The organism is Amycolatopsis aidingensis (genome assembly GCF_018885265.1).
Classification (GTDB): Bacteria; Actinomycetota; Actinomycetes; order Mycobacteriales; family Pseudonocardiaceae; genus Amycolatopsis; species Amycolatopsis aidingensis.
Window position 1 is genome coordinate 6,612,504 of record NZ_CP076538.1, and the last position, 13,596, is coordinate 6,626,099.

A 13,596-nucleotide genomic window follows, 5' to 3' on the forward strand; every position below is an offset into this window, starting at 1 on the left:
CGGTAATGCGGCTGCGCCGATGGCCGACAACCCAAGAAACTATGACCTCCGACTGAACCGACGGTGGCGTAGGCCGGAATCCGGGAGGCATCCTGAGGTGTTGCTTAGGGGGCGCAACCATTGGGGATGCACGGGCGGCGACTAGGGAGAGCAGCATGCGTGGCGTGGGCGAACTCGGGGGCTTCGGTGGATTCGACCGGTATGTCGACAGCTATGTCGCACTGGGTGACAGCTTCACCGAAGGACTCAACGACGAACTGCCGGACGGCAGCTACCGCGGCTGGGCCGACCGGTTGGCGGAGATCCTCGCCGCCGAGCGACCCGGGCTGCGATACGCGAACCTGGCCCTGCGCGGCAAGCTGCTCGACGAGATCGTCACCGAGCAGCTTCCGGTCGCCATGGACATCCGACCCGATCTGGTGACGCTGTGCGCAGGTGGCAACGACATCATCGTTCCCGGCGCCGATGTGGACGCGGTGGCCGCCCGGTTCGAGGATGCCGTGGCGCGGCTGCGTGCCGCCGGGATCAACGTGCTGATCTTCACCGGCCCGGACACCAAGCAGATGTCGGTGATGAGCATCCTGCGCGGCAAGGTGGCGATCTACAACGCGCACCTGTGGGCGATCGCGGACCGGCACGGTGCCAGGGTGGTGGACCTGTGGGCCATGGACCCGCTGCACGACCTGCGCGCCTGGAGTGACGACCGGCTGCACTTCACCCCGGAGGGACACCACCGGATCGCGCTGCGCGCCGCCGAGGTGCTCGGCGTGCCCACCCAAGGCGACTGGCGGGAGCCGTGGCCCGAGGACGGTGAGCACACCAACTGGATCTCGCTGCGCCGTTCCGATCTGGAGTGGACCCGGATGCACCTGCTGCCGTGGATCCGCCGCCACCTGCGCGGCGAGTCGATGGGCGACGGCCTCGCCCCGAAGCGGCCCGAGCTCGCGCCGCTGCGCGACATCACCCAGGCCCGCTGAACCCGCTCCCGCCGTGCCATGGCCTTAGGCGCTGTTAAGAAGGTGGCTGCCTGAGGTGATGCGCGGGCGCGCGTCACCTCGGGCAACCACCTTCTTAAACACGCCCTTAGGGTCCGGGCATGTCGGACCGCCCTCCGGCGGCTGATAGGTTCGAACGTCTCGGCGAGTGGGGCGCCTTCACCCGCACTATTTTCAGCGCAGTCGCGGCTGTCCATCCGGGACCCGAGGATCGAGCTAAGGAGGTCGGATGCCGCTCCCGCACTGGACTCCGGAGGGGCTGCTGCCAGCAGGGCGGCATGCGGCCGACCTCTCGGACATCTACGAGCGGCTGGTATGGGACGCTCCGCACCGCAACACCAGGGAGAACCTGTTCGGGGCGTTGAGCGGCTACCTCGGCATGGTGGCCAAGCTGATGCCCTCCGGGCGGGCCTGGGTCGGTGGCGGGCTGGTGCTGCGCACCGAGGAACCACCGCAGGACATCGACGTGCTGCTGCTGCCGGACGACTGGGGCAGCCTGAAGCGGCTGTCCGGCCCGGCGCGGGCCGCCTTCTACGGGCTGCTGACCCTGCGCGGGGTGATCGTCGAGCAGCCGGTGATGTACCTGGACCAGGTGCAGCCGGTTGGCGGCCTGCTGGACGGGTTCCTCTGCCGCCCAGGGGACGAGGAAACCTGGGCCAGCGCGTGGTCGGCCGTACGCGGACCGCACGGCCCGATCGACGGGCTGACCAAGGGATACGCGGAGGTGGCGTGGTGAGCTTCCGGCAGATCACCGAGGACATTCCCGGCGGCACCTGGCTGGACGACCTCGCCAGGGCCTCCTCGATGGCCGCGCACGCGAAGTTCGAGCGGACCTGCCGCTCGCCACTGCTGCGGGTCTCCGTACTCGGCACCACCCAGCTGGACGCCTACACCTTCTCCGATATCGGCAGGGCGTTGCAGGACGCCACCGCGAAGGTCGGGCATATCGTGCGCAACCCGCAGGCCGAGATCACCTCGGTGCAACCGGCCGACCGGGAGAAGGCCCCGCTGATCCAGCGCGGGCAGGCGGGCAACACGATCTTCTTCGGCTTCCCGGACACGGTGGACGAGGACGCGCTGATCCACGACGGCATCGAGACGCTGTCCGAGCGCGCGGTCAAGGAACTGTGCGACTTCCTCCCGGTCAACGGTTCCGACGACGGCGCCCTGGATGCCGTGCTGCTGCAGCGGGACACCGTGCGCAACGCGGTGAGCGACATCGTGAACGCGGTGGCCAAGAACGCCGGGGTCGGGCTCACCCTTTCCCCTACCACCGGTGAGGAGGTGGCCCGCAGCATGACCGCCGAGCAGGCCAGGGTGCTGCAGGGCAGCCTGCGGGAGTCCAGGGAGGACGTCGGCTACGAGACCGTCACCGGCAGGCTGGACGGAGTGCGTACCCGGCGGCGGATCTTCTACCTGGAGCGGGACAGTGGCAGCACGATCCAGGGTGCGGTGGCACCGGACCTGCTGGACGAGATCAAGCTGAACCTGGACCAGCCGGTCACCGCGCGGCTGCGAGTGGTCCGGACCACCACCATCGACGGCAGGCGCGGCCGCCCGGTGTACGAGTTGCTGGAGATCCGCTCCGAGACCAGCCTCTTCGATCAGGAACCGTCCGGATAGCAACCGCCCGTCTGGGCGGACCGGCCGGTGCTCTCCCCTGTGTCACCGGCCGGTCCGCGACGGATCGTCTCGGGTGACCCGTCCACGTCCACGGATCCATCCCCCTGCACCCGTGGATGTGGCGCCCCACCGGCCCCTCCCCCAGGGCCATGTGATCGGCGCCGCTTTCGCACACTACGCCGAATGCCAGCCAGGCCACTAAGAACTCGCTAAGAGTCCGCGGGTGGCACCGCCTCGAGCTCGGCCCGTACCTCGTCCGCCGCATGCGGACTCACCCGTTCGTGTAGCTCCAACGAGGCGGCGAACTGGGCACGAGCGCCCTCGAAATCACCCATAGTTCGCAAAACCCGCCCTAATGTGAGACGCGCCACACCCTCTTGCAGGAGCAGCCCGCGCGCCTCGGTCACCGCGATCGCCTCCCTGGCGTACCGCTGGGACTCCGCAGGCCTGCCGATCGCCAGCTGCATCTCGGCGAGGTTGTTCAGCGACACCACGGCATAACTGTCGTCCCCGAGCTTACGATCGATTTCCAGCGAACGGAGCTGGTGTGCGATCGCCTCGTGGTAGCGGCCTGCGCGTTTCTCCGCCTCCGCGCAGTTGTTCAGCGCCTGCCCGCCCAGTGCGAGGTCGCCGAGTCGTTCGGTGTCCTCGATCGCGGCGCTCAGCCGGGAGATGGCCTCCTGGTAGCGCTCGCAGAGGGTCAGCGCGCAGCCGAGGTGGATGTTCGCCGAGATCAGCAGCCGCTCGTCGCCGAGTTCGCCCGCGAGCTCCAGCGCCTGCTCGGCATCGGCGAGGCTGCTCTCGGCCCGGCCGAAGATCAGCGCCACCGCGCACCGCGAGATCAGCATCCAGCAGCGGCCGAGCAGGCTGCCCGAGTCCTCGGCCGAGGCCAGCCCGAGATCCACCAGCAGCCGCCACTCGTCCCACAGCGGTCGCACGACCCGGTAGGTGTGCACCACCCTGGCCAGCTGCCAGGCCTCGGTGTGCAGCCCCCGGGAGCGGGCCTGGCGGATGATCGCCAGCAGGTTCGGCCATTCGGCCACGAACCAGTCCAGCGCCTCGTCGTACCCGGTGGGATCGGCGGCGATCCCGGCCAGCCCGGTGAACTCGAGCGGGTCGACGATGCGCAGCAACCGCCTGCGCGCCCGGTCCGCGGAGGCCTGGTAGTAGTGCAGCGCCCTGGTGAGCACCGCGGTGCGTTCCGCCCCGGTCAGCTCGGCCGCGGCGAGGTCCCGCAGGTACAGCCGGACCAGGTCGTGCGGGGTGAAGACGTCCGGAGCGGTCTCGGTCAGCAGGTGGTGCGCGGCCAGCACCCGCAGCCCGCGCCGCGCGGTCTCGGGGTCGACACCGCAGGCGGTTGCGGCCAGGCCCACCCCGGCCGAGCAGGAGGTGAGCGCGCCGAGGGCGCGGAAGATCGCGGCGGCCGCTGCCGGCAGGCCGCGGTAGGACACGTCCAGCGCGGCCCGCACGCTGGTGTCCCCGCCGTCGGCGTCCGCGAGGTCCAGCGCGGCCAGCCTGGTCCGCTCGCTCGCCAGTTCCTCGAGCAGCTGGGTCACCGTCCACTCCGGGGCCGCGGCGAGCCGCGCGCCTGCGATCCGCAGGGCCAGCGGGAGGTAGCCGCACAGCTCGGCGAGCCGTGCGTGCCTGCCCTGCGGGTCGGGCCCGGCCAGCTCCTCGATCAGCCGGACCGCGTCCTGCGCGGTGAGCACGTCCAGGGCGTACAGCTTGGCCGCGTTGGACACCGCAAGACCGTCCAACCGGGACCGGCTGGTGATCAGGGTCAGTGAGCGCGCACCCGGCGGCAGCAGCGGGCGGACCTGCTCGGCGGTGCGGGCGTCGTCCAGCAGCACCAGCACCTTCTTCTCGGCCAGCAGCGAGCGGTACAGCGCGATGCGTTCCGGCAGCCGCTCGGGCAGTTCGGCTGCCGGCACCCCGAGGCCGAGCAGGAAGTGGGAGAGCACCTCCGCGGGGTCGGCAGGCTCGCGGTGCGGGTCGAACCCGCGCAGCGCGGCGAACAGCACCCCGTCCTCGAAGGCGTCCACGGCCTCGTGCGCCCAGGAGATGGCCAGCGCGCTCTTGCCGATCCCGGCGGCTCCGGTGAGCACGCCGATGGCACGCGCCCCCTGCTGGGCCCGCACCCGCAGGTCGTTCAGCCAGGACAGCTCGGGGGCGCGCCCGGCGAGGCTGGGCACGGCCGGTGGCAGCTGGGTGAGCGCGAGCCGGGTACGCGGCCAGCCGGTGTGCTCGGCGAGCTCGTCCTTGAGCAGTTGGTCGTGCAGGGTGCGCAGCTCAGGGCCGAGGTCGATGCCGAGCCGCTCGCCGACCTGCCGGGAGGCCTGCCGGTACACCTCGAGCGCATCGGCCCGCCGCCCGGAGCGGTACAGCGCGAGCATCAGCTGCCGCACCGCGCGCTCGTCCGCCGGGTTCTCCCGCACCAGCGGGGCCAGCTCGGCGATCAACTCGGCATGCTTGCCGAGCTCGAGGTCGGCGTCCACCCTGGCGCCGTGCACGGCCTGGCGCAGTTCCTCCAGCTCGGGAGCGGCGATGGAAGCGGGTACCCCGCCGAGCACCGGCCCTTGCCACAGCGCGAAGGCCTCACCGAGCAGCTCCGCCCGCCGCTCCACCGGGGCGACCGCGGCGCGCTCCAGCAGGGCGCGGGCGCGGTGCACGTCCACCCGGTCCGGGGCGATCGTCAGCCGGTATCCCGGGGTGGCGGTGTGGATCTCGACCGGAGCGGCGCCTGCCGGGTCCGGATGCTCCCCGTGCAGCGAGCGGAGCACCCGGCGCAGGTGGGACACGTTGCCGTGCACGATGGTCCGCGCGGTGGCAGGTGGTTCGTGGCCCCAGAGCCCGTCGATGATGTCGTCCAGGGTGACCACCTTGTTGGCGTCCAGCGCCAGCAGGGCCAGCAGGCCACGCACCCCTGGGCCGCCGACCGGTACCTGCCTGCCGTCGGCAATCAGCTGTACCGGGCCGAGCAGCTGGATCCGCACCTCGGCCGGCTCCGTCGACTCCCCCGCGCCGGTGTCGCGTGCGTCCACATCGCGCTCCCGTGTCCGACTCCCCATTCGTAAACGGACCTCGAAAGTACCGCGCGGCCAGGAGAGCGCGGGGCGTTTCGGCCGGGATCGACCCACCAGCCGGACAAGCACACCCGATCAGACGAGTGCGGCCCCGCACCATCAGTCCCGATCTGATGGTGCGGGGCCGCACTCGGTGCTACTCGACGGCGGATCGCAGGACGCTCCGCCGGATGTCTTCGCCTCCACCCGGTCCGGATCTCACCCCGAGCGAAAATCCGGACCACCTTCAGCGTGACGGGGACAACATAACAGGGCGCGAGCGGACCGCTACAGGCGGCCCCACTCGCGCCCTGTTTTACCTGGTCAGCGCGACAGCGGGGTGAAGTCCCTGCTGCCGATGAACCCCGGCCGCCGCTTGCTCGCCGCAAACGGCTCCACCAGCGTGTTCTCCACGCTGTTGAACACCAGGAAGATGTTCGAGCGCGGGTACGGCGTGATGTTGTTGCCGGAACCGTGCATGATGTTGGAGTCGAAGAACAGCGCCGAGCCCGCCGGACCGGTGAACTGGTCGATCCCGTGCTCGGCCGCCATCTTGGTGATGTCGTCCTCGGTCGGGACGCCGATCCGCTGCTCTTTGAGCGAGGTCTTGTAGTAGTCCTCCGGCGTCTGCCCGATGCACTGCACGAACGTACGCTGCGACCCCGGCATGACCATCAGGCCGCCGTTGAACGGGTAGTTGTCGGTCAGCGCGATCGAGCAGCTCACCGCACGGGGGCGGGGCATACCGTCCTCCGCGTGCCAGGTTTCGAAGTCGGAGTGCCAGTAGAAGCCGGAACCCCGGAAACCCGGCATGTAGTTGACCCGGCTCTGATGGATGTAGACCTCTGACCCGAGGATCTGCCGCGCCCGGTCGAGGACCCTCGGGTCCCTGGCCAGCTCGCTGATCAGCTCACTGATCTTGTGCACCTCGAAGATCGACCGGACCTCGCCGGAAGCCTTCTCCGTGACGACACGCTCGTCTGCCTTCAGCTCCTGGTCCGAGGACAGCCGGACCAGCTCCTGCCAGTAGCCCTGGACCTCGGCAGGCGAAAGCAGACCCTCGACGACCGAGTAGCCCTTGCCGTCATGCGACGCAAGGTCGGCGGCGTCGATAGGGCCGTCGGACTCGCTGCCCCACACGGTCGGATCCACCCGATCCATGAGTTCCGGCTGACCCGCGATCCGGGTCGGGTAGCTGTCCTCCACACGAGTGTCCGTGAGCATCAAGCTGCTCGCCTCCTCATGATTCCTTCCTGTTTTTCTGCCCCATTCTTTGGTGGTAGGGACGCCAGTCAGTCCGGCGTCAGGAGGTGACGCCGTCCGCAAGGTCGTCTTCCTCGCGGACGATCGGGTACACGCCGTTCTCGTCGTGCACCTCCCTGCCGGTCACCGGCGGGTTGAAGACGCACACCGTGCGCATGTCCGTCCGCGGCCGTACCTGGTGCTTGTCGTGGTTGTTCAGCAGGTACAGGGAGCCGGGCTTGAGCTGGTGCGTCTCGCCGGTGGCCTTGTCGGTGATCTCGCCTTCGCCCTCGAAAACGAACACCGCCTCGATGTGGTTCGCGTACCAGAAATCGTTGACGGTTCCCGCGTACAGCGTGGTCTCATGCACCGAGAAGCCGGCCTTCTCCTTGGCCAGCACAATCCGCTTGCTGCGCCAGTTCGGAGTCTTGATGTCGGCGTCGGTATCGGTGATCTCATCGAGGGTGCGGACGATCAAAACACTCTCCTTTGGTTCTTCCGCGACATGCGTGCTCTGGGTGGTTCAGGGCGCGAGTACCGCCTTGACCGACTCCTCGATGATCTCCAGGCCCTGGGTGAGCTCGGAGTCCGTGGTGGTCAGCGCGGGCAGCAGCTTCACGACCTCACCGTCCGGGCCGGAGGTCTCCATCAGCAGGCCCCGGTCGAAGGCGGCTGCGCATACCTTGCCAGCCGTCTCGCCGTCCGGAAACTCCAGGCCGCGGGCGAGGCCGCGGCCCTTGGCCAGCAGCTGCGCGTCCGGGTAGGTCCGCACGATCTCGTTGAACACGCCGCCGATCCGCTCGCCCTTGGCCTTGGTGGACTTCTCCAGCTCGTCATCGCGCCAGTAGGTGCGCAGCGCCTCGGTGGCGGTGACGAAGGCCGGGCTGATGCCACGGAAGGTGCCGTTGTGCTCACCGGGCGACCACACGTCCAGCTCGGGGTTGATCAGGGTGAGCGCCATCGGGAGGCCGTAGCCGCCGATGGACTTGGAAAGGCAGATCATGTCCGGCTTGATGCCTGCGTCCTCGAAGCTGAAGAACGGGCCGGTGCGCCCGCAGCCCATCTGCACGTCGTCCAGGATCAGCAGGATGCCGTGCCGCTTGCACAGCTCGGAGAGGCCCTGGAGCCACTCCAGCCTGGCTGCGTTGATCCCGCCCTCGCCCTGCACGGTCTCCACGATCACCGCGGCGGGCTCGTTCAGCCCGCTGCCGGAGTCCTCCAGCAACCGCTCGAAGTAGAGGAAGTCCGGGTAGGCGCCGTCGAAGTACTTGTCGTAGGGCATCGGCGTGGCGTGCACCAGCGGGATGCCCGCGCCGCCGCGCTTCATCGAGTTCCCGGTCACCGAGAGGGCGCCGAGGGTCATGCCGTGGAAGGCGTTGGTGAAGTTGATGACCGACTCCTTGCCGGTCACCTTGCGGGCCAGCTTCAGCGCGGCCTCCACCGCGTTGGCGCCGCCGGGTCCCGGGAAGATCACCTTGTACTCCATGGAACGCGGCTTCAGGATCACCTCGTCCAGGCTCTCCAGGAAGTCCCGCTTGGCCACGGTGAACATGTCCAGGGAGTGGGTGACACCGTCCCGGGAGATGTAGTCGATCAGCGCTTTCTTCAGCGCCGGGTTGTTGTGCCCGTAGTTGAGCGCCCCCGCCCCGGCGAAGAAGTCAAGATAGGCTTTGCCGTCCTCGGCGTAGAGCCAACTCCCCTGCGCCCGGTCGAACACGGTCGGCCAGCTACGACTGTAGCTGCGCACTTCCGATTCGAGCGTTTCGAAGATGCTCACACTAACTCCGTCTCTTACTCTATTCGTGCCCAGCGGGCGACTATTAACGTATTCTTGTCACCCGGGCGACGTATCACGCACCGGCAAGCGGACCGATGCGGTAAATGTGTTCCGCCTCGTGCTCATCCGGGAAATCCGCGGCCGCGAACAGCTCCGCGGTCTCCAGTTCGGCGTCCCACCGCTTGGCAAAGGAGCGGAACAGCCGGATGGACGCGTCGTTGTCCGGTGTGATGGTCGTCTCCAGGTAGCGCACGCCTCGCCGCACCAACCCCTCGAACAGGGTATCCAGCATGCGGCCGGCCAAACCACGGCCGCGTTGCGAGTCGTCCACGGCGACCTGCCACACGACGGCGGCGTCCTGCTTCGACTGGCGGCGGTAGCCGATCACGAATCCGACGGCCACTCCGTCCACTCGCGCCACCACGGAGGTGTCGGCGAAATCATGACACCACAACAAGTAGGCGTACGACGAGTTCAGGTCCAGCTTTTGTGAATCGCGCGCGATTCGCCAGAGGGCCGCACCATCCGACTTGGCGGGTGATTCGATCACCACATGGTCGGCCGCTGCATTGTCGCCGTTGGCACGCTGTATGTGCTTTCCGGACATATCAATGCAACCTAACAGAAGCTTTTGCCCAGCTCAGCCGCGCTGCACCCGCGGCAGGCGACCTACCTGCGGCGATGAGGAAACACCTGTGAGAATGACGACACAAGTGTACCGTCTGCGCGGTCGCTGTGCTAGGAGCGCAGCACGAACGGCCTCGGCTTGGCCGCGGTACCCGCACGCTGACCAGCGCCGAGGCTGACTACGCGCACACGGTAGTGGGACGACAGCGGAAACGCGAGTGGGTAAGCGCCGAATACTCCACTCGGCCGCAGCGGCACGCACACCACGGGTTACGACAATCCGGTGATCCGCGTGTATTCGACCACCGTACGTAGTGGCGATCGGCAACACTGCCGGACCGGCAAGCCGGCCCGGACCGTGGAGACCTCGTTGATCCTGCTTTACCTGCTCGTGTTTCGCTTCGCCCTGTGGGTGGGGTTCAGTCCACTGCGCCTGGCCGGCCGGATATACGGCAGGTACGGATTCGCCAGGGAGTTCCAGTTCCGGGCCGGCGACGTCGGGCTGCCGGACGAGCCGGCGAACACCGTGCTCGAGCGGCTGCTCACCGCGCGCGCCCTGATCGCGCTCGGCGTGCTCACGATAGCGGTGCAGGCCGTGCTCGACCCGCCGTCGGCGCTGCGCAAACTTGCCTCCATCGGTAGCTGGCAGGACGGCCTGGTCGTCCTGCTCACGGCTCCGGTCGGGATCAGCCTGCTCGCTCCGCTGCTGGTCGTGCTCGCGCGCGGCGGCCATCGTGCTCGTACGGCCCGCGCACTCGTCCGGCCGGTGGCGACCGGCCTGTTCAGCGCGTTGTTGCTGGTCATCGTCGCGGCGCCACCGATCCCGGTGGTCACCGGCACGCTGGACCGGATCGTCGGCTGGCTCAGCCAGGGTGTGCTCCGCGTGCCGCTGGTCGCGATGGCAGGCGACGAGCGGGTCCCGCCGGTGCTGCTGTTCCCGTTGCTCTGGGTGCTGCTGTTCTTCGTCGGCGCGGCCTACCTTGCCCAGCGCAACGGGCTGTGTGCCCGGAAGGACCATGACCTGCTGTGGCTGCTGGCCCCGCTGCTCAGCGTGTGGTCAAGCTGGTGGATCGCGCTGACCAAGCTCGGAGCTCCGCCGGAGCAGCTCGCCGCGCTGGAGCCGTGGGAGTACACCCTCAGCTGGCTGGCCACGCCGGTGACCGTGACGGTCCTGGCCGCCGTCGAGATCAGGAAGCTGCGGGCGGACGGCATCAGGTTCCGCACCAGGAACCCCGCGCGCCTCCGGCTCGCGAGATGATCGGCGGTATGCGGGAGGTCACCATCCGCCCGGCGAAGCGGGACGAGCTGGCCGCCGTCGCCGAGCTGCGCTGGCAGTGGGGCCTGGAAAGGGCCATGGAGCACGGCGACTCGCCCGGCACCGGGCACGAGGAGTTCGTGGCCCGCTTCCTGGACTGGGCCGGCAGGCACGGGCACTCCCACCATTGCCTGGTCGCGGTCCGCGACGGCCTGGTCATCGGCATGGCGTGGCTGGCGGTTCTCCAGCGGGTGCCGACCCCGCTTGCCGTCGAGCGGGCATCCGGCGACCTGCAATGCGTCTACGTCGTACCCGGGGAACGAGACGGCGGCCTCGGCGGCCTGCTGATCCAGGCGGTGCTGGCGCTCGCCCGCGAGCTTGGGCTCGAACGGGTGACGGTGCACTCCAGCATCCGGGCGGTTCCGGCATACGCGCGCCACGGGTTCGCGGCGTCCCCATGCCTGCTCCAGGCCGAGCCCGCCACCTCGTCGAGGTAGTTTCCTTGCCGCCGCGACATGCGAATATGAAGCCATGCCGAACACGCTCACCCTCACCGGCGACGCCGAAGCCGACAAGCTGCTGTCCGAGGACCCGTTCGCCCTGCTCACCGGCATGCTGCTGGATCAGCAGATCGCCATGGAGGTGGCCTTCGCCGGGCCAAGGAAGATCGCCGAACGGATGGACGGCTTCAGCGTCACCAGGATCGCCGAGTCCGATCTCGAGGAGTTCGTGGAACTCTGCGTGCAGAAACCGGCCATCCACCGCTACGGCGGCTCGATGGCGCGCCGGGTGCACACCCTGGCGCGGCACATCGTGGACAGCTACGGCGGGCGCACCGAGGCGATCTGGACCGAGGGCGATCCGGACGGCACGGAGGTGCTGAAGCGGCTCAAGGCGCTGCCCGGCTACGGGGAGCAGAAGGCCAAGATCTTCCTGGCCCTGCTCGGCAAGCAGCTGGGCGTCCAGCCGGCGGGCTGGCGCGAGGCCGCGGGAGCCTACGGCGAGGACGGGGCCCGCCGGTCCATCGCCGATGTCACCGGCCAGGACACCCTGGCCGAGGTCCGCGCCTTCAAGAAGGCAGCCAAAGCCGCCGCCAAGAAGGGCTGACCGCCCATGAGCGGGCCGGCACAGACAATGTTCGCCACCGAACAATTCCGCCCCGCGACGAACGATTACAAGCCGTCACAAATCTGATCACCAAAGAGCGAACGCTAGTCAATATGAGCGAACCACGGTGATCCGGAGCCGACGCCAACATATCGCAGGTTACCATATCCAACTATGCAATCCCGCGATAGATCTAGATCAAATATGTGGAAGGCACGATCGACCCCAAGTAACCTGCACCGGTTGGTGAGTCTCCGATTCCCATACGGACATATTCCGCTTCCTGAGTCCCGCGAACGGGCCCGCGATGCGTATCTCTCCCTGGAACACGTTCAGGTTCTGCGCGACACTCACCTCTGTTGTACTTCTGGGAATTTGGGTGAACCTCGTCTCGGACCGACTTTCGCGTGGCGACCTGCTGAACTCCGTCGCGGACCTTGGTCCCGGAAATCTTTTGTTCGCAGGGGGAGCTGTTTCACTCGTGGGGAGCGAGTACCTTACGCGAAAGAGGCGCACCGTGGAACGCGAACGGTTCGAACGGCATCTTGAGGTGCTTCGGCAACGGCAGCAACGACTACTCAAAAGCACGTTGAAGATCGTCTGCGAACTGGTTTCCAAAGCTCTGGAGATTCCATGCAACGGGCGCTACTTCGTAGCGATCAAGGACGACTGCACCACCTACCTTCAACAAGATCGGGACCTGGCGATCCTCAACATCCGAATGCCTCGGGAATTCGGCTTCACCCGCCTGTCTGTGGACACACCACACATCGTGAGCGGAAAGACGTACCGTGAGCGCCGTCCGATTTACGAGGACCTCCCCAAGGACCATCACAGCCTGTATGACGAGCGCGTGGCCCAGATGATCGAGCCTCGCCAGCGCTGGGTCCTGTCCTGCCCGGTACTTCGACTGGACCCGGAGACCAACAGACACGACGACGGCAATCCGCCGCACGGAGTGATCGTATTCTACGGCGTGGACGATGTCCCCGAACCGGAGAAGGATTCCAAGGTCGAACTGAGCCTAGACTACGCTCAGCAGTTCGCCGACCAGATGTCGCAGATATTCAACATGCTTAAAATTACCCAGGACATGGTCATAAGAAATGAATCACCATGAGCGCAGATTTCCGACATCAATATGCGTTCGCGTCACGCGCAGGTGCAATGCCGCATGTTCATTCTGCCAGGCGCCGAACACCAGCCGTGAAGAGCTCTCGATTGACACCCTCCGATTGATTTCCGAAAATTTGAGAAGGCGAGGAGTCCGGTCGCTGAAAATATCCGGAGGAGAACCGACCATGCGGCGCGACTTGGCGACCGTCATCGAAGTCACCGGGAAGATCCTCCCGAAGGTTGTCGTGATAACGAATGGCATATCGATAACCACGGAAGTCGTCGCCTCGACCTTGGCGATGAAGTCCGAGTTCAAGTTCAGCATACACCGCCCGGATGCCTCGAACGACGATGTTTTCAGGGTGAGCTCCTTCGAAAACGTCCTGGAGAGTATGCGGGTTTGCCGCACACACGACATCCCGTTTTCCATACATACCGTCGTCACCGCCGAAACCATAGAAATGATGGACGACATGGTTGAGTTCGCTCGGTCCCGGGGGGCTCGAAAGATCAGCTTCATTCCGGTGGTCCCACGCGGCCGGGCAGCAAGAGGTGGCCGGAACTCCATAGCTGGTGCGGAGTTGCAGACCGTTCACTCCAAGGTAGCGAGCCTGTCAGCGGGGCACGAAGGAATGATCGACGTCAGATGCCTGGACTTCTGGAACCGCGACTACTGGGTGATCGAAAATGACGGCGTCCTGTGGATCGAAAGATCAAAAGAAGGCTTGGACGAGCGTGTATGCGAACTGGATGATCTACTGACAGCCTGATGTTACCAATCTTCTTGGGGAT

At 67.2% G+C, this 13,596-nt stretch carries 13 protein-coding genes; 8 read left to right on the forward strand and 5 right to left on the reverse strand.

Features of this window, described 5'->3' with window-relative positions:
* Positions 1 to 155 precede the first annotated feature (155 nt).
* The 3 genes from KOI47_RS30190 to KOI47_RS30200 all read left to right on the forward strand — a co-directional run bounded on the left by KOI47_RS30190 (position 156) and on the right by KOI47_RS30200 (position 2,618).
* A complete protein-coding gene (locus tag KOI47_RS30190; RefSeq protein WP_216210175.1) occupies positions 156 to 977 on the forward strand; it encodes an SGNH/GDSL hydrolase family protein in 822 nt (273 codons plus the stop codon).
* Between the two features lie 247 nt (positions 978 to 1,224).
* A complete protein-coding gene (locus KOI47_RS30195; RefSeq protein WP_216210177.1) occupies positions 1,225 to 1,731 on the forward strand; it encodes a DUF6932 family protein in 507 nt (168 codons plus the stop codon).
* Positions 1,725 to 2,618 (forward strand): hypothetical protein, encoded by an 894-nt coding sequence (locus KOI47_RS30200; protein ID WP_216210179.1) that lies wholly within the window; start codon positions 1,725 to 1,727, stop codon positions 2,616 to 2,618. Before KOI47_RS30195 ends, KOI47_RS30200 begins: the two co-directional genes overlap by 7 nt.
* A 209-nt stretch (positions 2,619 to 2,827) precedes the next feature.
* Here the strand turns inward: KOI47_RS30200 and KOI47_RS30205 are convergent, their stop codons facing one another.
* From KOI47_RS30205 to ectA, 5 genes are all read right to left on the reverse strand, one after another.
* On the reverse strand, positions 2,828 to 5,686 hold the full coding sequence (locus KOI47_RS30205; protein ID WP_216210181.1) for an AfsR/SARP family transcriptional regulator: 2,859 nt from the start codon (positions 5,684 to 5,686) through the stop codon (positions 2,828 to 2,830).
* Positions 5,687 to 6,004: 318 nt separating this feature from the next.
* Positions 6,005 to 6,904 (reverse strand): ectoine hydroxylase, encoded by a 900-nt coding sequence (gene thpD / locus KOI47_RS30210; protein WP_408629864.1) that lies wholly within the window; start codon positions 6,902 to 6,904, stop codon positions 6,005 to 6,007.
* A 79-nt stretch (positions 6,905 to 6,983) separates the two neighbouring features.
* Positions 6,984 to 7,400: an ectoine synthase gene (locus tag KOI47_RS30215; protein ID WP_216210185.1), complete on the reverse strand. Its 417-nt coding sequence runs from the start codon at positions 7,398 to 7,400 to the stop codon at positions 6,984 to 6,986.
* 45 nt (positions 7,401 to 7,445) lie between these two features.
* Positions 7,446 to 8,699, reverse strand: coding sequence for a diaminobutyrate--2-oxoglutarate transaminase (gene ectB / locus KOI47_RS30220; protein WP_216210187.1), 1,254 nt, complete (start codon positions 8,697 to 8,699; stop codon positions 7,446 to 7,448).
* A 73-nt stretch (positions 8,700 to 8,772) separates the two neighbouring features.
* Complete coding sequence (ectA, locus tag KOI47_RS30225) at positions 8,773 to 9,306, reverse strand: diaminobutyrate acetyltransferase (RefSeq protein ID WP_216210188.1); 534 nt, start codon at positions 9,304 to 9,306, stop codon at positions 8,773 to 8,775.
* A gap of 312 nt (positions 9,307 to 9,618) precedes the next feature.
* Here ectA and KOI47_RS30230 point away from each other — a divergent pair, with 312 nt between their 5' ends.
* The 5 genes from KOI47_RS30230 (at position 9,619) to KOI47_RS30250 (ending at position 13,574) form a co-directional block, all read left to right on the forward strand.
* Positions 9,619 to 10,584 carry a hypothetical protein gene (locus KOI47_RS30230; protein ID WP_216210190.1) on the forward strand — a complete coding sequence of 322 codons (966 nt, stop codon included), beginning with the start codon at positions 9,619 to 9,621 and terminating at the stop codon, positions 10,582 to 10,584.
* 8 nt (positions 10,585 to 10,592) lie between these two features.
* On the forward strand, positions 10,593 to 11,078 hold the full coding sequence (locus KOI47_RS30235; protein WP_216210192.1) for a GNAT family N-acetyltransferase: 486 nt from the start codon (positions 10,593 to 10,595) through the stop codon (positions 11,076 to 11,078).
* A 34-nt stretch (positions 11,079 to 11,112) separates the two neighbouring features.
* Complete coding sequence (locus KOI47_RS30240; RefSeq protein ID WP_216210194.1) at positions 11,113 to 11,688, forward strand: HhH-GPD-type base excision DNA repair protein; 576 nt, start codon at positions 11,113 to 11,115, stop codon at positions 11,686 to 11,688.
* A gap of 517 nt (positions 11,689 to 12,205) precedes the next feature.
* Positions 12,206 to 12,808 carry a hypothetical protein gene (locus tag KOI47_RS30245; protein WP_216210196.1) on the forward strand — a complete coding sequence of 201 codons (603 nt, stop codon included), beginning with the start codon at positions 12,206 to 12,208 and terminating at the stop codon, positions 12,806 to 12,808.
* Positions 12,795 to 13,574, forward strand: coding sequence for a radical SAM protein (locus tag KOI47_RS30250; RefSeq protein WP_216210198.1), 780 nt, complete (start codon positions 12,795 to 12,797; stop codon positions 13,572 to 13,574). Before KOI47_RS30245 ends, KOI47_RS30250 begins: the two co-directional genes overlap by 14 nt.
* Positions 13,575 to 13,596: the final 22 nt, after the last annotated feature.

What these genes read in the sequence shown, in the direction of transcription:
- KOI47_RS30240 (WP_216210194.1), top strand. Translation starts at nt 11,113, where the DNA reads ATGCCGAACACGCTCACCCTCACCGGCGACGCCGAAGCCGACAAGCTG.
- ectA (WP_216210188.1), bottom strand. Translation starts at nt 9,306, where the DNA reads ATGTCCGGAAAGCACATACAGCGTGCCAACGGCGACAATGCAGCGGCC.
- KOI47_RS30205 (WP_216210181.1), bottom strand. Translation starts at nt 5,686, where the DNA reads ATGGGGAGTCGGACACGGGAGCGCGATGTGGACGCACGCGACACCGGC.
- thpD (WP_408629864.1), bottom strand. Translation starts at nt 6,904, where the DNA reads ATGCTCACGGACACTCGTGTGGAGGACAGCTACCCGACCCGGATCGCG.
- KOI47_RS30190 (WP_216210175.1), top strand. Translation starts at nt 156, where the DNA reads ATGCGTGGCGTGGGCGAACTCGGGGGCTTCGGTGGATTCGACCGGTAT.
- KOI47_RS30250 (WP_216210198.1), top strand. Translation starts at nt 12,795, where the DNA reads ATGAATCACCATGAGCGCAGATTTCCGACATCAATATGCGTTCGCGTC.
- KOI47_RS30235 (WP_216210192.1), top strand. Translation starts at nt 10,593, where the DNA reads ATGCGGGAGGTCACCATCCGCCCGGCGAAGCGGGACGAGCTGGCCGCC.
- KOI47_RS30195 (WP_216210177.1), top strand. Translation starts at nt 1,225, where the DNA reads ATGCCGCTCCCGCACTGGACTCCGGAGGGGCTGCTGCCAGCAGGGCGG.